Genomic DNA, 18358 nt, shown 5'->3' on the forward strand with positions numbered 1-18358 from the left:
CTCACCCACATCGCCGTACACACACCGGTACACGACGCCTCTGTAGGCCCGTTCTGACGCGCTTGCAAGACTGTTTTCACGGCCCGCGAGCCGTCAGTACGTCAAGTCCAGGTTCTCAATGCGCTGTGAACTGCTTCAACTCGCATTGGAAGATTGGACTCCCCTGTTCTGACCGGAACTTGGAAGACAACCGAGCTGTGCTTTGCGTCGCGCTTGTCTCCCCCCAGGACGATGAACGGCAGTTTTGCAGGATCCTGCCGTGGAACGAAGATGCCGAACACCTCCCCCAGAGCGCTGGCCGTACGGCACATCCGTAACCCCTCGACACCTGGAAACACCAACGTATCGATCGCTTTTCGGTACCGTGCCTCCGCGCCACGGTCGATGTCGCAGCCGCCGACCTCCGCGAGGATATCGCGCCCGAGCACGTCCTTGACAGTGCGTACCCCTATCGCGAGCACTCCACCTTGGCCCGAATTAGCAAAGGAAGCAACGTCGATGGCCAACTCGAGGTGCCCGTTCTCCCTCTTCGCGTAGTGAGTTCGCTTGGCATCGAGCACCGACGATTCCGCGACACCGATGAGCGAGTCGACATCTCCTCGTTCCAGACAAGCGAACAGCTCCTCGCTCGAGGCAAACACTGGTGAGGCCATGACGACATCACGAAGCAGGCACGCTGCATACACCAGCTCCTCCAGCGTCGAGTCCAGGTCGGGCAGCACCTGTACCTCGCAGTTCTCGCTGTTGGATTCCTTCGGAAACAGCTTTAGCGCAACGAATGTCAGCCCGAAGCGTGCAAGGTGCGGCAGCAACAGGCTCTCCACCGTCGTTGCATCGCGCACGAGTGAAGCCGGAACGATCACCCCGATCTCGGCGGTAAGTGCCTGGTTCTTACGTTTGATCACCAACACGTCGTCACAGTCACCGACATAGCTCGCTGCCCAAGCCGAGCGCCGTACGCGTACGTCTGCCGGTTTGAAACCGATTTCCAATGTTGCCGATTCTCGGTGTGCGTTTCTGGACCCAGCGGTCCGTTCTGTGTCGAGAAGGGCGGCATCGATGTCGCGCATCCACACACGTCGGCATCGGTCGAAATCCAGTGTGTGATCGTCGCTGCTACTCGGCACGATCACGGACACACCCTCTGGCCCGACAAACGTCTTCCTCGACTCCGACCAGCGAAACGATCCGCGATCTGCCGTCATTCGTTGTACCACCTCGGTCGGTGTGCGGAGGGAATCTTCGCCAGCGAAACACTGTGCCCGGCAACAATAGAGTTGAGCAAGTCTGCGTGGAACCGGATTTCAACATCGCCCGGGTATGCAGCTTCGACGATCGATCCGAACATCTGCGCGATCGGTCGGTGTCCGCCGAGTCTGGTTTCGTCTGCGCCAGCATCGTTGATCTAGCAGCCGGATTGAGTCAGGGAACGTTCAGTCAACTTCCGATCGGTGCGCCCAGGTCCGCGCCGACCACCGAGACCCATTCCGGCAAGGTGCGCTAGTAAAGGGCAATGGTGCCGACGTCATGGAAAAGAACAGCCGGGCCTTCTCCAGCTACCCTTCACCGACGTAGGGCCCTGGCTACCGCCCAACCCCTCAGCGGGACGCCGCGGTGGGCGAGGCTGAGACAGCACTGTCGACTGTCCGGTATTCACGTTCGTCACGTACCGATGCGTACCGTCGTTGTCGCCGAACTCGCTCGGCGGAACGATCACGGACCTCTCGAGTACCTCACCATTGAGGTAGGCCTCGTCGAAATCGGCCTGTTCATGGAAACAAGGCGCGACGTAGTAGACATCGCCGAGTTGTCGTCCAGCATGATCCGGCCGGTTCAAGACCATCGGCGAGAAGCGCTCACCGCCGCGGCAGCGAACGCACCGAGAACGGGCACTGGGATCCTCGGTGCTGTGGCACAGCAATTCGCGCCATCAGGGGTGGGCGGGTGCGCTTTTGTGGCATGTGGGCTCGTATCCGATCTTGTCCGATACCCATTCGGACCACTGCTGATCGGTCACCTCGGCGGTGAGTTTCGAACACAGCTCGTCCACCCAGGCCGCAGGGCCGGGCCACACGTGGAAACCGGTTTGCGAGCCGTTGACCGACTGCCAGACGGTACGCACCGTCCGACCATCGGGCGCGATGCGGATTTGCAGAATCCAGCCATTGCTGCCCTTCAGCGGATCTCCGACCGGCTCGCCAGTGTCGGCACTCCAGAATCGCAGCGTCTGATCCGCGCCGCCGGAGAGGATGTACCGATTGTCGGGTGTGACCGCGAGGCCCGTGACCATCGCATCGGTATGACCTTGCATCGGTCCGCCGATCCGGTTGCCGGTGAGTGCGTCGAAACGCTGAAGCTCGAGGCCCTGTGCGACGACGAAGAACCGCCCACTCGGGCTGATCGCAAACTGGTCGACAGTGAAGGTTGCGTCGGTCCGCGAGACCTGCCGTCCGGAGTCTGCATCCCACAAGGTCACAGAGCCTCCGCCGCCGGCGATGACACGCCGTCCGTCGGCGCCGAACGAGAGGTACTGGACATTCCACTTCTGACCTTTCAATGGCCCGCCGATGAGGCGGGCGGAATCCAGGTCCCAGATCCACACCGACTTGTCGGCATCCGCGACCGCGAGCCGGTCCTCGTTCGGGCTGAACGCCAGCTTTTTCACGGCCCCTGCCAGTCCGGTCAGTGGTGCGCCGATCGGCTCTCCGGACTCGACGTCCCATACCTTCACCGACTTGTCCTCGCTGCCCGCAGCGATCCGACGACTATCAGTGCTGAGTTCGAGTGTCGAGATCGCGCCGCCGAAACCTGTTGTTATGGTGCGAACCACCTGCCCGGAGTCGGCGTCGAACACCACGATCGACTGGTCATCGAGGCCGACTGCGATGCGGCGGCCGTCTTCGCTGTAGTCGGCATCGACGACAGTGCCGTGGCGGGTGGACGCCTGCGCCCTCACCATGGTGCCGCGGTCGAGATCGACCACCGACATGCCGACGCCGCTCGGGTCGGCCACCATCATGCGCCGCCCGTCTGGTGCCATCACCACCATGCGTCCGCCCGGGGGACCGACGGACGCGAGGCGCGATTGGTCCCATTCAAATCCGGCGCCGTCCTGCCGGTCGTCGCGCCACACCCGCATCGTTCCGTCCCAGGCCGCCGAGACGATGCGGCCGCGCCCATCGATGGTGCCGTAGGCGACGCTCTTGACGGCTCCGGTGTGCCCGCGCAGGTCGGGTCCGATCTGCTTACCGGTCTCGACGTCCCAGAGGCGCACGCTGTCGCCGGTCCCTCCCGAGACGATTCGGTGGCTGTCCGGGCTGAACGCCAGACTGGTCACGGCGCCGAAAGGGCCCTCCAGGGGCTGCCCGACCAGTTGGTGGGATTCGGCGTCCCAAAGCGCGATCGACTCGGTGATTCCGCCGGGTATGCCCGACGCGACGCGGTGACCATCGCCACTGAACGCCACGGCCATGACCCCGTTCCGATCCGGTGTCGAAGAATGAATCTCCGTCCGTTGCCGCATCGGCTCACCGACCTGTTCTCCCGTGTCGAGGTCCCAGATCCGGACCGTTCCGTCGGCGCCGCCGGAGACCAGTCGATTGCCGACGCCGCTGAACGCGATACTGTGGATGGCACCGTCGTGGCCCTTCAGCACCGGACGCGGCAGGCGGGTCGCCACATCCCACACCCCGATCGTTCCGTCGGTGCCCGCAGCCGCGACACGATGGCCGTCCGGGCTGAATGCCACGGCTTCCGCGGGCGACTTTCCGGTGCTGATGGATTCCCCGACTGTCATTCCCGTGTTGGCGTCCCACAGCTGGATGCTGCCCTCCCCGAGGGGGGTGCTCGCGATTGTGCGCCCGTCCGGACTGTATGCGACGGCACCCGCTCCATGTTCCGTGCGGAATGGGAGATCCACACGCGCGCCTGTATCGGCGTCCCACACACGCAGTTGCGTTCCGCCGGTTGCGATGCGGTGACCGTCGCGGCTGAGTGCAACGCTCATAACAGGTTCGGCGACTTCAACCGCACGCCTGATTTCTTCGACCGGCGGAAGGAAGGTTGGCTTGTATGGCAGACCTGTCTTGATGATTTTCTCGGTCGGCGCCAGTGCGTTTACGGTGCGGAGTAGCGCACCGGGATCGGCACTCGACGATATCCGCTGTGCCGCGAGCACCTGCTCGATTGCACGCACATCGTCTCGGCCTTTACCGCCATTCAGCATGAGGCCGGCGTCGGAGACGAGCCTAGCGGCGGTCGCCTCCCGGAATCGGCCCTGCGCCTCCCGTTCCGCGCTGCGTGCCCCGACGAAATTGACTGCGGCGACCAAGGCGACGACCAGTGTCGTGGCCAGCAGCGCCTGCAGGATCCGCGCGCGCGTGCGCAGCGCCTTTGCATGACTGATGGCCGTCTCCAGCTCTGCCTCTTTGCGGCGCCGTTCGGTGTCGGCCTGCTCATCCTCACGCGCCCGCGACGCGCTCAGGTACGTGTGCGCGTCGGCGAGCCGCGCGCCATAGCGGGGCTTGTCAACGAGGGCTTCGGCGTCGGCCAGGCGGGTGCCCTGCAGGAGCCACGCATCGTCGTGCCCGCTGCGTTCCCAGCCGTCGGCGGCCCGCTCGATGGAGTCGGCAGCCTGGAGGTCTTCCCGTTCGTCGCGCAGCCAATCGGCCAGCGTCTTCCAGTGGCGCAGTAGGCTTTCCAACGCGACCTCGACGACGGTCGAACCCTCCCGATCGTCGCTGATGAGCAGCCGTCTCGCCACAAAAGCGTCGATGAGCGGCCGGGCGTCCGGTGGCAGCTCGGACAAGCGGGCGACCCGCCGCCGAGGCTGATCGGTGTCAGGATCGATGCTCGCCAGCCAAGGGACGAATGTCTCGTGCAGCAACTGCAGCTCACCCGCTCGTGTTGCCTCGTCGCGGGAGAGAATCGAGTCGATCTCCGATTCGACGACGCGCGCCATCCCACCCATTGACTTGTAGTCCGCCACGGTCAACTCGCCGCTGCTGCCGTAGTCCGTATACAGCCTGGCCAGCGTGAGTGAGAGCAGTGGCAGCGGGTCGGCGCTGGCCTCGCACTCCCGCAACAGCCGCTCGATGAGGTCGGGGTGTACCCGCAGCGGCGAACCCGATTCCGTCGCACGGGCGGCGGGCCCGCGGATTACATCAGCGAACTCGGCGGGCATGAGCGGCCGTAACTCGTCGAACACCGCCCGCTGCAGCGTCGCGAGCGCAGGGGCGGTCTGCAGCGGTTCGTAGCGGTCGGCCCGGATCGTCATTGCGACGATCAGGTCCAGCGGCGAATCCGCGTCACCGATCAGCTCCGCCAGAATCCGCAGCAGTCGTTCGGCTTCGGGACCGGCGTCGGAATTGAACAGCTCCTCGGCCTGATCGATCGGCAGCACCAATGTCGGAGGGACGGCGGGGAGGTCGAGCTGACGCTCGGTGGCCGCGCCACGGGCCCGCAGTAGCATCGATCGGATCGCGCCGACGTCCGACATGCAGGCATCCTTGATGCTGCCCAGCGTCGGCGCCCGCACGCCCAACCGCGCCGCCAGAGTGTGCACGGCATGCGCGAACCCACGAGGCCCGGTGATGGCCGCCCGCTCCGGCCGGACGATGTCGAGTACCAGGAATCGGCGATCGTCGCGCGCGAGCCGTGGCAGTAGTCCGGACCGCAGGAACGACGACTTGCCCACACCCGATGGGCCGAGCACGACGAACAGCTTCTCCACACCCGTCGAACGCATGCCGCGAAGTGTGTCCATGCCGCGCACGATCTGGGTGTCGCGACCGAAGTACACCGCGGCGTCCGCGGCGTCGAAGGGCTCCCACCCGCGATACGGCGCACGGGTCGGGTCCTCGGCAGGCGGCCACGGGAAGTGCTCCGCGCTGATTCCGGCCGCCTGCAAGGCATCCCAGAGTCGTCGCAGGCCCTCGGTCCGGAACTCAACCACGTCCCCGGATTCGATCCGCACCGCCGTTGTCGGCCCACCGCCGAACAGATCGACCTGCTGCCAGTCACCGGCGGCCTCACGGCTGTCGAGCTCCTCCAGCCGCAGGCAGTAAATCGGTTTGTGCAGGCTCTCGGCGGTGCGGAACTCGGTCCGGCACTCCGGCGAGGCTTCCCAGTGACGCGACAGCAGACAGACCACGGCCTCGCACCGGGCATTCGCCAGGGTGAGCGCGTCTTTCCACCTTATGCCCGGCCGAATTCCGCTTCGGCGATCGAGATCGAGGAACACCTCGTCGGCGAGCGTAGGGTCTTGTTCGGCCATCCACTGCTTGAGCGCGATCGCGGCTCGGTTGTCCCGGCTGGAATGGCTCAGAAATATTCGCGTCACGGCTCGAGTCCTCCGCATAAAGGGTGGTGCAGCGGATCGTGCACTACGGCCACGATGTAACTCGTCGTCAGTGTGGCGCTGATTCGCACCTTCGGCGCGGGTATCGCACTACTCGAATCCGGGCAATTTCCTGATGGCGCTGGGTCTGCTTCTACGCATTCGGCGGCAGAGCTCCGCCGTCATAATGCGCTGCGCTTCTCAGTCGGTATCGACCCGCCACCTGCCGCGCACGCGGTATCCGGTGTGGGGACACCGGCGTGACAATTCCCGGGGCCCTGTTCAGTAGGTCCCCACCGCCGCCCCGCCCCGGCGAAGAACTTCTCGCCGCCCGCGACGTCTGCCCCGCGACAGCCTGCTCGCGCTGGTGGCCAAATCGCGGAACCGCAAGGCCGACAACCTGCGCCGCTAACACGGCCGCTGCGAATCTGCCGCTCACGATTTCGTGCCCGCCGCTCCCTCACCGCGTTTTGAGGTGGGCGAGCGCCACATCGGCGGCGTTCGCGCCGCACATGCCGTGCGCGCCGGGTCCGGGCGGTGTCGCGGCGGAACAGATGTACATGCCGGGGATGCCCATCGTGTACGGGGACAGCGTGATTCGGGGGCCGAAGACGAGCTGGCGGATGTCCTTGGATCCGGTCATGATGTCGCCGCCGGTGAAGTTCGGGTTGTGGATGGCGAACTCGCCGGTGGGGCGGACGGTGTAGCCGATGACGCGATCGCGGAAGCCGGGTGCGAACTGCTCGATGCGGGCGATGATCGCCGCGGTGGCGTCGCCGGTGTAGCCGTGCGGGACGTGCGCGTAGGCCCACACCGGGTGGATGTCGCCCGCCGAGCGTTGCGGGTCTGCCAGGTACTGCTGGCCGACCAGGACGAACGGGCGTTCGGGCAGACGTCCGGCGTGGGTGTCGCGCTCCCCGGCAGCGATTTCGGCGTAGGGACCGCCGAGATGGACCGTGCCGGCGCGGCGGGCGTCGGGGTTGGTCCAGGGCACGCCGTCGGACACCGCGAAGTCGACTTTGAAGACGCCGGGTCCCCGCCGGAATCGCCGGTAGGCGTTGGCGATTCGTGATGGCAGCCGGTCGCCGAGGATCGCGGCCACCGATTCCGGCGCGAGGTCGAACATGGTGATGTCGGCTTCCGGCAACTCGACCGCGGTCCGCACGCGGACGCCGGTCTCGATCTTGCCGCCGAGGTCCGAGAGCAACAGGGCCAGTGCCCGGGTGATGGATTGCGAGCCGCCCGCGGCCACGGGCCAGCCGTATCGATGGCCCGCGGTGAGGATGCCCATGCCGATCGCCGAGGTCAATGGCAGGTGCAGCGGCCGGAAGGCGTGCGCCGCAACACCTCCGAACAGAGCGCGTGCCTCCTCGGTCCGGAAGTACCGGGCCAGAGCCGAGGCGGGCAGTGGGGTCGGTGCGCCGAAGCGGGCCAAGGTCAGCGGGTGGGTGGGGATCCGCAGCAGGGGTCGCAGGATGTCCTCGGCCAGGGCGTCGTAGCGGGCGGAAGGCTTGCCGAACAGGGTTTTCCACCGCTGTCGGTCGCGGCGGAGCCCGACGGCGGTGTCCTCGACCGAGCGGTGCAGCACTCCCGCCCGCCCGTCGGCGAGCGGATGCACGCAGTCGATCTCGGATGTGCACCAGGACAATCCGTAGTCCTCGAGCCCCAGACCGGCCAGGAACGGTGAACCGACGGCCATGGGGTGCACCGCCGAGCACTGGTCGTGCAGCAGGCCCGGGACGATGGCTTCTACGGTGCGGGTGCCGCCGCCGACCTCGGTGTCGGCCTCGAGCACGGTGACCCGTACGCCTGCCCGGGCGAGGGCCACGGCGGCGGCGAGTCCGTTGGGCCCGCCGCCGACGACGGTCGCGGTGCTCATGCCAGCGCTCCGTGTCCGTGATCCTGGCGCCGGTCTCGCATCTCGGCCACGGGCCGGGCGTTCGGCGTGGTCCAGGTGACGGTGAGCGGGATGGGCCCGTTGGGCAGCCACGGCTGTTCGGCCACGGCGTCGGCCACCCGCCAGGTGCCACGCTCGATCACCCCGAGCGCCGCGTCGATGACCTGGTAGTGCTGCACCGCGCTGCCCCACGCCTGGGACTCGACCCACACGACGACCGCCTCTCCGGGTTCGAAGCAAGCCTCGCGCTGCACAGCGGCGATGAAATCCGCGTTGTGCAGGTGGCCGTCGCCGAAGTTGAAGCCGATCACCGAGTTGCACAGGAATTCGCCTTCGCGCACGGTGCGGGAGTCGATGTCGGGCAGGTTCTTCAGCAGCACCGAGAACAGGCCTCGACCCTGGCTGTGCATGGTGCGCCAGGCGGTGACCTGTTGCATGGTCACCTCGGCCCACTGCGGTTCGTACCCGAATTCGACGAACTGGTCGACCTGGTTCTTCGCGGTGCGCGTCACCCGATCCAGTTTGCCCTCCGCGCCGGGGGTGAAGGCCCACACCGCCGAGGCCCAGTTTCCGGCGTACTGCCGCATCGACGGCAGGAACGAAACCTTGTCGGGCCGGAAATTGCCCAGAATCGGGAAGAACAGCAGCCCCGCGATCAGGGCGGCCGCCAGCCACGGCGAGGAGATGTCGAACAGGCCGTAGCCCTGCCAGTTCGGGAAACCCAGGAACAGGAACACCGTCGCGTAGGCGAACAGCACATTCCATTCCAGGGGCACCGCCAGCGGGAAGGTCGACACGATGAACAGGTGGAACACCACCATCACCGCGACCGCGGCCAGGGTGAGCCAGCGGTTGGTGGAGAACAGCAGCACCAGCGGGGTGATCACCTCGACGGTGGTGCCGCCCACGTGCGCCATCACGTCGGCGATGCGGGACGGGCGCAGATCGCGCGGGAAGTCGCGGTAGTGCGCGCGTTTGAACCAGGTGAACGGCACCGACGGACTGTTGCTCACCATCGGCGGCACCACCAGCGCGAAATGCTTGCCGAACTTGGACACGCCCGCGCCCACCCACACCACCACGATGAGCAGCTTCAGCGCGATGATCATGTCGACGAAGGGCAGCACGACGAAGAAGAACAGCGCGGGCAGGTACTGTTCGCCGCGGGCGCCGAGGAAGATCGTCTTGTCCCGCAAGCCATTCAGGATCAGCAGCACGATCGGCGCGATCAGCAACACGGGATTCACCAGACCGGAGGTGTTGTCCGGCACCGCCGCCGACAGCGAATCACTGTGCACGCCCGGCGAGACCAACGCGACGATCACACCGACGAGCAGACCCGCGTACAGGGTGATGTCGAACCAGCCGCGCCGATCCCCCGCGGTGAACGGCACCCAGGCCCAGGGCCGCAGCCGGATGGTGCGCGGCCGTGCCCAGAACAGGATGCCGCCGGTCATCGGTTTCACCTTGCCCGCCAGCGGACCCCACGACCCGGCGATGCCGATGCTCTCGAGCAGAACGGTCCACAGGATGGCCTTCTGGTAGACGATCGGCTGGTTCCACCACTGGCTCACGTGCCAGAACGCGGGCAGGTGCGAGGTGGTGGTGGCGACGACGATGCCGCCGAGGGCGTACAGCACGATCAGTTTCAGGATGTAGATCGTGTGCACCATGCGCGGTGAGCCGAAGCCGTGTTCGGCCCAGTTGACGGCCAGAATCCGCATGCGCTCCATGAGCGGCAACCGCAGGAACTGTTCGGGTTCGACGGCGGGCAGATCGGGTTCGATGAATCCCATGACGATGCTCCTTGCTGAATAGTGTCGGGAATCAACGCGTTTGCGCGTCGAGGTGACGGAGCGCGGGTTTGTCGATCTTGCCGACCGCGTTCTTGGGCAGTTCGCCGAGAATCGTGATGGCGACCGGCAGCTTGTATTTCGCCAGTCCCGTGCGGGTGTGCTGGTGAATCCGGTCCGAGTCGAGGATCACACCGCTGATCGGCGCGACGAACAGGATCGGCTCTTCGCCGAAAACGGGGTCGGGCCGGCCCACCACGGCCGCCTCGGCGATCTCGGGCAGCTGGTAGACGACGGTCTCGATCTCCTTGGGGTAGATGTTCTCGCCGCCGCGGATGATCATGTCTTTGGCGCGGTCCACGAGCACCAGGTAGCCGTCCTCGTCCAGTCGCCCGATGTCGCCGGTACGCAGCCAGCCGTCGATCACCGTGGCGGCGGTGGCTTCCGGACGGTTCAGGTAGCCGCGCATGATGTTCGGCCCCGCGATCACGACCTCTCCGGACTCCCCCGCCCGTGCGTCGCCGCCGTCGGCGCCCAGGATCCGGACGCGCTGACCCGGCAGCGGCAGTCCGACGGTTCCCGGCTTACGGTGTCCGGCAATCGGATTCAGTGTGCTGGCGCAGGTGCCCTCGGACAGGCCGTAGCCCTCGGCGATCGGAATGCCGTAGCGCGCCTCGAAGGCCGCGAGCAGCCCGGCGCTCGCCGGCGCGGCCCCGCAGATGCCGAAACGCACCGACGAGGTGTCCGGCCGGACGTCGGAGGGCAGCCCGGCCAACATCGCGTACATGGTCGGGACGGCGGAAAAGTAGGTGGGCCGGGCCTTTTCGATCCGCTCGAAGAAGGTGCGCGCGTCGAACCGGCCCGCCACGGTGGTGCGCCCGCCCGCCAGCAGCGGGGACAGCACACTCACCACGATGCCGTTGACGTGGAACAGCGGCAGCACGAGCAGGCTGTGGTCGGTGTCGTCGAGGGCGAGCGCGTCGATGACCATGCCGCACATGGCGAGCAGGTTGGCGTGGTCGAGCATGACGCCCTTGGGCTGCCCGGTGGTGCCGCTGGTGTAGATGACCATGGCCAGCGCGTCGGGACCCGGGTCGACCGGCGCGGCGTCGAGACCCGGACCCGCGAGCAGCTCGCCCACGGGCACGATCTCGCAGTCCACTCCCTCGCACACCGTGTCGGTGATCAGCGCCTTCGCCCCGGCGTCGGCCACTTGGTAGGCGATCTCGGCAGCGACCAGCGCTGGATTCACCGGCGTGACCGCCGCGCCCAGCCGCCACGCGGCGAACAGCGCTACCACCAGATCCGCGGTATTGGGCAGTTTCACCGCGACCACGTCACCCGCGCCGACGCCGTGGCCGTGCAGGGTCGCCGAGGCCCGCCGCACCGCCGTCAGGAAGCCGGTGTTGTCGAGAGCGATGCCATCGTCGGCCAGGGCCGGGGCGGTCGGATCGGCGGCGGCTCTGCGGTCGGGTAGTGCCTGAAGATTCATGAGCGGTGTCCTTGCCGGGAGGGAAGCGCTGGGTCTGGAGGGAAATCGATGCCGACCACGGTAGGAATCGGCGTGCCTCACGCCACCGTCGTGCGTGAACGAACTTCCTGCCCGCCCTTGTCGCCAAGAGACAAACCGCCGGGCGAATCCGCCGCCACCGCGGGCTGCCGGAACTACCGTGGAGGGGTGACGATTGCGCGGCGCGACGGTGATGTCGCGGTGGGCCGCTATGTGGAAGCGATCGCCACCCGGCTGAGCACCAGGGTGACGCAGGTGAGCGCCGCCATCCGCGATGCGCTCGAGGACGACATCCTGGATCTGCGCGGCGATTCCCGCACGGTGGATCTGCTCGGCGCGAGCGTCGAGTCCAATGTCGACACCCTGCTGCACGCCATGCGCCACGACATCCCGGTGGACCGCATCCAGGCGCCCGGCGCGGCCGTCGAATACGCCAGACGCCTCGCGCAGCAGGGCGTTCCGTCCAACGCGCTGGTGCGGGCGTATCGGCTCGGACAGCGCCGCATGATCGAGATCGTGTTCGCCGAGCTGCACGCCATGGACATTCCGGCGGCCGAACGCGTCACCGCCATCGAGCGAATGTCGGCGATCCTGTTCGAGTACATCGACCGCATCACCGAGCAGGTCGTGGTGATCTACGACGAGGAACGCGAGCGCTGGCTGGAGAGCCGGAACAGTCTGCGTGCGGTCCGCGTTCGCGAGCTGCTGACCAGCCGCAAGGCCGTCGACACCGACGCCGTGTCCACCACCATCCGGTATCCGCTGCGCTGGCATCACGTGGCGCTCGTGCTGTGGGTCTCCGGCTCCGAGGACGACGAGATCCCGCGGCTGCAGCAGTTCGTGCGCGAGCTCGGCCAGGAGCTGGGCGTGGAGTCGAGTCCACTGTTCGTCGGGACCGACCCCGCCGGGGGGTGGGCGTGGCTTCCCTACCGCACCGACCCCGGCGACCTGGTCGCGAGAGTGCGTACCTGGGTCTCCCGTCGACCCCATCCGCCCGGCATCGCGATCGGTCCCGCGCGCCCGGGTCTCGACGGGTTCCGCGCCTCCCACGCGCAGGCCGAGCGGGTCCACAGCGTCGCTCTGGCCCGCGGATTGCCGAATCCGTTGCTGGCCGCCTCGGAGCCGGGCCTGATGACGGCGGCCTTGCTCGGCGGCGACCTCGCCGACGCCCGCGACTGGGTGGACGAGGTGCTGGGCGAGCTGGCTCTCGACACCGACCATGACGAGCGCCTGCGCGAGACACTGCGCGTCTTCCTGTGCACCGGTTCGAGTTTCAAGGCCGCGGCCGGCGAACTCGGCCTGCATTTCAACTCGGTGAAGTACCGCGTGGGGCGGGCCATCGAACGCCGTGGCCGACCGATCACCGCGGATCGGCTCGACGTCGAACTCGCACTGCTGCTCTGCCACTGGTACGGCCCGGCGGTGCTGCGGCCGCATCAGGGCTGACCACCGCGAGCCGGAGACAAGTCCGGAGCCGATCTTCGTCTTCCCGGAACAATGGCAGCCGCTCTCGCGCGGCCTACCTTTCTCGGCATCAACCAACGCGGGGACAGCACACGACAACGCCGTCACACGCCCCGAATCCCCCGAATTCGAGGAGAAGTGAACTCATGGTGACCCATTTCGACCACGCCGACGGCCCGAACCCGGCCGACGAACTGGCCACGCCGCTGGATCTGCTGCTGACCGGATCGGCCCTCGGCATGGGCCGGCGCATGCTGCCCAACAACTCCTGGGCCCGGCTGGCGGTGCACCTGGCTCAGCGGCCCCGCGTGGTCGGGGCGCGGGCGTCCGCCCTGCGCCACGAACTGACCGATATCGCGTTCGGCCGTTCCCGGCGGGCTCCGGTCAAGGCGGACAAACGCTTCGCCGATCCCGCGTGGCAGGGCAATCCGATCCTGAAACGCAGCATGCAGGCCTACCTGGCCGCCGGTGAGACCGCCGAAGAGCTGCTCACCGACGCGGGATTGGACTGGAAGGACGAGCAGTGGATGCGCTTCGTGATCGACAACATCCTCGAGGGACTGTCACCGAGCAACAACCCGCTGCTGAATCCGCTGGGCTGGAAGGCGTTGGTGGAGACCGGAGGCGGTAGCGCCATCCGCGGGCTGCGGCGCTTCGCCGGCGATATGGCCAGTGCGCCGCGGGTTCCCGCCATGGTGGAGCCCGACGCGTTCACCGTCGGCTCGGACGTCGCGGCCACGGCGGGCTCGGTGGTGTTGCGCACCGAGGTCTTCGAGCTCATCCAGTACACGCCGCGGACTCCGCGCGTGCGGACGGTGCCACTGCTCATGGTGCCGCCGGTGATCAACAAGTTCTACATCATGGACATCGCGCCGCACCGCAGCATGATCGAGTACTTCCTCGCGCAGGGGCAGCAGGTGTTCGCCATATCGTGGCGCAATCCCACCGCCGCGCAACGCGATTGGGGCTTCGACACCTACGGGCAGGCGATCATCGACGCGCTCGGCGCCGTCGAGACGATCACCGGAAGCGACCGCACCCACCTGCAGGCTTCGTGCTCGGGCGGCATTCTCGCGGCCATGACCGCCGCCCATCTCACCGCGATCGGGCAGGACCACCGTCTGGCCGGGCTGACCCTCATGGTGACCGTTCTCGACCAGGCCCGGGCTGGATTCGCGGCCGCCGCTATCGACGAGGAGACCGCCAAGGTGGCCATCGCGGCTTCTCAGCGCAAGGGCTACCTCGATGGCCGATCGCTGGCCGAGGTGTTCGCCTGGCTGCGCCCCACCGACCTGGTGTGGCGGTACTGGGTCAACAACTACCTGCAGGGCCGCGCGCCCGCTGCCTTCGACGTGCTGTTCTGGAACGCCGACACCACCCGGATGGCGGCGGCCCTGCACCGCGACATGGTGCTGATGGGGGTGCACAATTCGCTCACCGTCCCCGGCGCGGTCAGCATGCTCGGCACACCTGTCGACCTGTCGACGGTGACCGTGGACAGCTACGTGGTCGCCGGGCTCGCGGACCATATCTCGCCGTGGCAGGCCTGCTATCGCAGCGCACGACTGCTGGGCAGCAAGGACTCCCGGTTCGCGCTCTCCACCAGTGGCCACATCGCCGCCCTGGTGAACCCGCCTGGGAATCCGAAGGCCGCCTACCGGATCGGAGCGCCCGCCGCGGCGGATCCGACCGCCTGGGTGGATGACGCCGAGCAGCGGTCCGATTCGTGGTGGCCCGATTTCGCGGGCTGGCTCGCCGACCGCAGCGGACCCGAGCGCGACGCACCGGCCGCCCTCGGATCCGCCGAACTCCCGCCCCGTGAACCCGCCCCCGGCACCTACGTGCTCGCCCACTGAAAGACACGCCATGACAACACGACTCGACTCCCCCGCCGACCTGATCGGCCTGACCGGACAGCAACTCGGCACCACCGACTGGATCGACGTCACCCAGTCGCAAGTGGACCTGTTCGCCGACGCCACCGGAGACCACCAATGGATCCACACCGACCCGCGGCGCGCCGCCTCGGGGCCGTTCCAGGGCACCATCGCCCACGGCTACCTCACGCTCTCCCTCGCACCGGTCGCCATCGCCGACGTGCTCGAGATCCGCGAGCTCACGGCGGCGCTCAACTACGGGCTCGACAAGGTGCGCTTCCCCGCGCCGGTGCCGGTGGGCTCCAAGATTCGGGCGGTGGTGACGCTGAATACCGCCCAGCGCAAGACTTCCGGAGTGGAGGCGGTCTTCGGACTCACCTACGAGATCGACGGGCGCACCCGTCCCGCCTGCGTCGCCGACGTCGTGGTGCTCTACCCGTGAGCACTCCGGACTCCGGTGAGGCCGCGTCGCACCGTCTCATCGCCGCACTGGGACAACAGATCCGGGTGACGGTGCGTCGCGGCGAGGGTGTTCCCCTGGTGCTGTGCAATGGGATCGGGGCGGCGTTCGAGGTGCTGGATCCCTTGGTCACCGCCCTGGACCCGAGGACCACGGTCGTGCGTTTCGACGTCCCGGGCACCGGCGGATCGCCCGATTCGCCACTCCCGTACGGCTTTCCGTACCTCGCTGCGGTCCTGGGCGATCTGTTGAGCCGGCTCGGCTTTACCGGGCAGGTCGACATCCTGGGTCTGTCCTGGGGCGGTGCGCTGGCCCAGCAGTTCGCCTTCCAGTATCCGCGCCGGTGCCGCGCCCTGATCCTGGTCTCGACCGGCACCGGCGCCCTCATGGTCCCGGGCCGTCCACGCATCCTGCTGAAGATGCTGACCCCGCGCCGCTTTCTCGACCACGGGTACGCCGCCCGGATCGCCGGTGACCTCTACGGCGGCACCGCCCGCCACGACGCCGCCCGGGTCGCGCGGCTCTTCGACCGTCAGCTGATGGCCGGTTCACGCATCGGCTACCTCCACCAACTGCTGGCGGGCTCCATCTGGACCAGTCTGTTCGCCCTCCCGCTCATCCGGCAGCCCACCCTCATCCTGGCCGGCACCGACGACCCGATCATCCCGATCGCCAACGCGCGTATCATGGCCCGCCTGCTCCCGCACCCGACCCTGCACTTGCACCCGGGCGGACACGTCGACCTAATCACCAATGCCCGCGAACTCGCACCGGTCATAGACACCTTCCGCGCCGACCTCGAGTTCGTCGATGAACCGTGATGCGCCGCAACGAGACCGGCGATTGCTGTCAGGATGTGCGGACACTGAATTCCGCGGTGATGGCGTCGATGAAATCGGGGAGATCGTCGGGTTTGCGGGAGGTGATCAGGGTCCAGCCTTCGGCGTCGCTGCGGACGACCGGCGCGTCGACCCAGGTCGCCCCCGCGTTGACCAGATCGGTGCGCAGCGAGTGATAGGAGGTGAGGGTTTTGCCGGTCACCACCGCTGCCTCGACCAGCAGCCACGGGCCGTGGCAGATGGCCGCGACCGGGCGGTCGGCGGCGATCGCGGATCGGACGAGTTCTCGTGCCGTGGCATTGGTTCGGAGTTTGTCGGCATTGACCGTGCCGCCCGGAATCACCATGGCGTCGAACGAACGGGGATTCACATCGTTCAGCGACATGTCGGGCCGCACGGGTTCGGAGGGGATGAGGTCGTGCCGAAAAGTGTGCACGTCGATATCCTCCGCGGCCGCGTGGGTCACGTGCGCGCCGCGAGCGCGTAATTGGTCTCGGGGAACCAGTAGTTCGTCCCGCTCCACCCCGGTATTGGAGGTGACGATCAGGACGCGAACACCGTCGAGTTCTACTGACACCGATCTCTCCTCTCGCCCTCGGATTCGCGATTCGCGCGGACCTCTCCATTCAGACACCGTCGCAATACCCGCGTGCGGACGTCTCAACCCTTTCCCCGAACGAACTTCCCGGCTTCCCGAACGGTTTGAAGACCGATACGCCGGGAATTGCGTGAAGGCCAGACTTGTCTCCACGAAGGAATTGTCATGATTATCCTGGGCCTCGTTCTGCTGATCCTGGGGCTGGTTCTCGGGATCGGCATCCTCACGACCATCGGCGTCGTTCTGCTGCTCATCGGCGCGGTTGCCTGGCTGCTCGGAGCGGCCGGACGGCCGATCGGCGGCCGCGCTCACTACTGGTGATCAGCCGATCCGCAAGGCGCACCGCGACTTCCGACATCTCCCAGCCCGTTCTGTCAGCGGACCGGGAGATGTCGACTCGTCAATCACTTCGATGTGCGAGGCGCAACGCGATCCAGACGCGGCTACCGAAGCTGTTCGGCTGCCTGGACTCCCGATCGGACGCCCGGACTCGCGGTGTTACGCCACTCAGGGCATCGGCGTACAGGCGGCGCCGATCGTCCGTGCGATTTCCAGCTCGGAGTCCTGGCCACAGACCTCCAGCAGCCGGTCCACGCACCGAGTTCCGGTGACCACCCGCAGTACTCGCCGGCGGCCACGAGCGTGGTCGTCGGCATCCAGAATGGCCTGCAGCCCGGCGATGCCGAAGAAGGTCAGCCGCGACAGGTCGATCACCACGAGCCGAGTACTGGTGGCGATCGCGTAATCGAGGTGTCCGCGGAATTCTCCGACGTTGAAGTAGTCGATCTCGCCGGTGGCGGTCACCACCGTCGTGGTCGGCGATGGTGTGCTGTGCGTGATTCCCAGTAGCGCGTGCTGTCCGCGCCGCTCGACGATCGCCGGTCCACCAGCGACGATGAATGAAGTCGGCATCAGGATCAGATCCTTGTCCGTATTCATGCGGCGTGCCCGAGCCTGAGGCCGTCGCATCATGAGACGCCCCTGCCGCAGGGCACAGGCTGGGCTGCTGGTTTTCAACCGTGACCTCAGGGTACCCACCCCGCCGCGAGATACACCTATGACCGGTTCCAGGCCTAGTGCACGAACTCCAGGCGGTTGCCGTCGGCATCGCGGACATTGGCGGCGTAGTAGCCGCGCGCGAAGTAGGTTCGGTCGGCTCGCGATCCGCGAACTGGTCGACGCGTACGCGCATTGCGCGGATCGCCGTGACGCCAAGGGCCAGCGCGATCTGTTCACCGCCGACACGCATTTCGTGGTGTACATGGACGCCACCTCGGATCAGCCGTCCCAGGACCTCCACGGCCGCGATGCGCTGATTCCCGTCTTCGACAACCTGAACACCTACACCGCCACAACACATTTCAACGGGCAGAGCACCGTCCACCTCGACGGGGATCACGCATCCGGCGAAAGCTACTGCCTGGCCCATCACGTCTACACCGACTCGTCGGGGCAGCGCATGCTGATGATCGCCTCGATCCGCTACCCCGACCAATTCGTCAAGCAGGACGGCGAATGGCTGTTCGCCGAACGCCGCCTCATGGTCGACTGGACCGATACCCGCGTCTCCCAGCCGTGACGGT

The 18358-nt window shown here is 67.0% G+C and carries 14 protein-coding genes; 7 read left to right on the forward strand and 7 right to left on the reverse strand.

Annotated features, from left to right (window positions below; translation table 11 throughout):
• Positions 1 to 101 precede the first annotated feature (101 nt).
• The gene (locus ACQP06_RS21615) at positions 102 to 1070 is read right to left on the reverse strand and encodes a hypothetical protein (protein ID WP_433666307.1); all 969 of its coding nucleotides are present in this window, start codon (positions 1068 to 1070) and stop codon (positions 102 to 104) included.
• Positions 1071 to 1291: 221 nt separating this feature from the next.
• On the opposite strand from ACQP06_RS21615, the gene ACQP06_RS21620 reads away from it, so the two are divergent.
• Positions 1292 to 1504 (forward strand): hypothetical protein, encoded by a 213-nt coding sequence (locus ACQP06_RS21620; RefSeq protein ID WP_433666308.1) that lies wholly within the window; start codon positions 1292 to 1294, stop codon positions 1502 to 1504.
• A 426-nt stretch (positions 1505 to 1930) separates the two neighbouring features.
• On the opposite strand, the gene ACQP06_RS21625 is transcribed toward ACQP06_RS21620, so the two are convergent.
• The 4 genes from ACQP06_RS21625 to ACQP06_RS21640 all read right to left on the reverse strand — a co-directional run bounded on the left by ACQP06_RS21625 (position 1931) and on the right by ACQP06_RS21640 (position 11519).
• Positions 1931 to 6340 (reverse strand): TIR domain-containing protein, encoded by a 4410-nt coding sequence (locus ACQP06_RS21625; protein ID WP_433666309.1) that lies wholly within the window; start codon positions 6338 to 6340, stop codon positions 1931 to 1933.
• A gap of 457 nt (positions 6341 to 6797) precedes the next feature.
• Complete coding sequence (locus ACQP06_RS21630; RefSeq protein WP_433666310.1) at positions 6798 to 8216, reverse strand: phytoene desaturase family protein; 1419 nt, start codon at positions 8214 to 8216, stop codon at positions 6798 to 6800.
• A complete protein-coding gene (locus tag ACQP06_RS21635; protein WP_433666311.1) occupies positions 8213 to 10030 on the reverse strand; it encodes a DUF3556 domain-containing protein in 1818 nt (605 codons plus the stop codon). The genes ACQP06_RS21630 and ACQP06_RS21635 overlap by 4 nt, the downstream gene beginning before the upstream one ends.
• Positions 10031 to 10061: 31 nt before the next feature.
• A complete protein-coding gene (locus ACQP06_RS21640; protein ID WP_433666312.1) occupies positions 10062 to 11519 on the reverse strand; it encodes a class I adenylate-forming enzyme family protein in 1458 nt (485 codons plus the stop codon).
• A gap of 186 nt (positions 11520 to 11705) precedes the next feature.
• Between ACQP06_RS21640 and ACQP06_RS21645 the strand changes: the two genes are divergently transcribed.
• The 4 genes from ACQP06_RS21645 (at position 11706) to phaZ (ending at position 16159) form a co-directional block, all read left to right on the forward strand.
• Positions 11706 to 12983 carry a PucR family transcriptional regulator gene (locus ACQP06_RS21645; RefSeq protein ID WP_433666313.1) on the forward strand — a complete coding sequence of 426 codons (1278 nt, stop codon included), beginning with the start codon at positions 11706 to 11708 and terminating at the stop codon, positions 12981 to 12983.
• Between the two features lie 164 nt (positions 12984 to 13147).
• A complete protein-coding gene (locus tag ACQP06_RS21650; RefSeq protein ID WP_433666314.1) occupies positions 13148 to 14857 on the forward strand; it encodes a PHA/PHB synthase family protein in 1710 nt (569 codons plus the stop codon).
• A gap of 10 nt (positions 14858 to 14867) precedes the next feature.
• Positions 14868 to 15320: a MaoC family dehydratase gene (locus tag ACQP06_RS21655; protein ID WP_433666315.1), complete on the forward strand. Its 453-nt coding sequence runs from the start codon at positions 14868 to 14870 to the stop codon at positions 15318 to 15320.
• On the forward strand, positions 15317 to 16159 hold the full coding sequence (gene phaZ, locus ACQP06_RS21660) for a poly(3-hydroxyalkanoate) depolymerase (protein WP_433666316.1): 843 nt from the start codon (positions 15317 to 15319) through the stop codon (positions 16157 to 16159). Before ACQP06_RS21655 ends, phaZ begins: the two co-directional genes overlap by 4 nt.
• Before the next feature lie 28 nt (positions 16160 to 16187).
• On the opposite strand, the gene ACQP06_RS21665 is transcribed toward phaZ, so the two are convergent.
• Positions 16188 to 16754 (reverse strand): type 1 glutamine amidotransferase domain-containing protein, encoded by a 567-nt coding sequence (locus ACQP06_RS21665; protein ID WP_433666317.1) that lies wholly within the window; start codon positions 16752 to 16754, stop codon positions 16188 to 16190.
• Positions 16755 to 16940: 186 nt separating this feature from the next.
• Here ACQP06_RS21665 and ACQP06_RS21670 point away from each other — a divergent pair, with 186 nt between their 5' ends.
• A complete protein-coding gene (locus tag ACQP06_RS21670) occupies positions 16941 to 17096 on the forward strand; it encodes a hypothetical protein (RefSeq protein WP_433666318.1) in 156 nt (51 codons plus the stop codon).
• Positions 17097 to 17282: 186 nt separating this feature from the next.
• Here the strand turns inward: ACQP06_RS21670 and ACQP06_RS21675 are convergent, their stop codons facing one another.
• Entirely contained in the window at positions 17283 to 17687 is a 405-nt protein-coding gene (locus ACQP06_RS21675; protein WP_433666319.1) for an STAS domain-containing protein, read from the reverse strand.
• Between the two features lie 145 nt (positions 17688 to 17832).
• Between ACQP06_RS21675 and ACQP06_RS21680 the strand changes: the two genes are divergently transcribed.
• Positions 17833 to 18354 (forward strand): nuclear transport factor 2 family protein, encoded by a 522-nt coding sequence (locus ACQP06_RS21680; protein ID WP_433666320.1) that lies wholly within the window; start codon positions 17833 to 17835, stop codon positions 18352 to 18354.
• The last annotated feature ends 4 nt before the right edge of the window (positions 18355 to 18358 follow it).

It is taken from the genome of Nocardia sp. CA-136227, assembly GCF_050955695.1.
Classification (GTDB): Bacteria; Actinomycetota; Actinomycetes; order Mycobacteriales; family Mycobacteriaceae; genus Nocardia.

Bases quoted from the DNA above. Each gene is read 5' to 3' on its own strand.
- ACQP06_RS21615 (WP_433666307.1), bottom strand. From the start codon at position 1,070: ATGCGCGACATCGATGCCGCCCTTCTCGACACAGAACGGACCGCTGGG.
- ACQP06_RS21630 (WP_433666310.1), bottom strand. From the start codon at position 8,216: ATGAGCACCGCGACCGTCGTCGGCGGCGGGCCCAACGGACTCGCCGCC.
- ACQP06_RS21635 (WP_433666311.1), bottom strand. From the start codon at position 10,030: ATGGGATTCATCGAACCCGATCTGCCCGCCGTCGAACCCGAACAGTTC.
- ACQP06_RS21640 (WP_433666312.1), bottom strand. From the start codon at position 11,519: ATGAATCTTCAGGCACTACCCGACCGCAGAGCCGCCGCCGATCCGACC.
- ACQP06_RS21650 (WP_433666314.1), top strand. From the start codon at position 13,148: ATGGTGACCCATTTCGACCACGCCGACGGCCCGAACCCGGCCGACGAA.
- ACQP06_RS21655 (WP_433666315.1), top strand. From the start codon at position 14,868: ATGACAACACGACTCGACTCCCCCGCCGACCTGATCGGCCTGACCGGA.
- ACQP06_RS21670 (WP_433666318.1), top strand. From the start codon at position 16,941: ATGATTATCCTGGGCCTCGTTCTGCTGATCCTGGGGCTGGTTCTCGGG.
- ACQP06_RS21675 (WP_433666319.1), bottom strand. From the start codon at position 17,687: ATGCCGACTTCATTCATCGTCGCTGGTGGACCGGCGATCGTCGAGCGG.
- ACQP06_RS21680 (WP_433666320.1), top strand. From the start codon at position 17,833: ATGACCGGTTCCAGGCCTAGTGCACGAACTCCAGGCGGTTGCCGTCGG.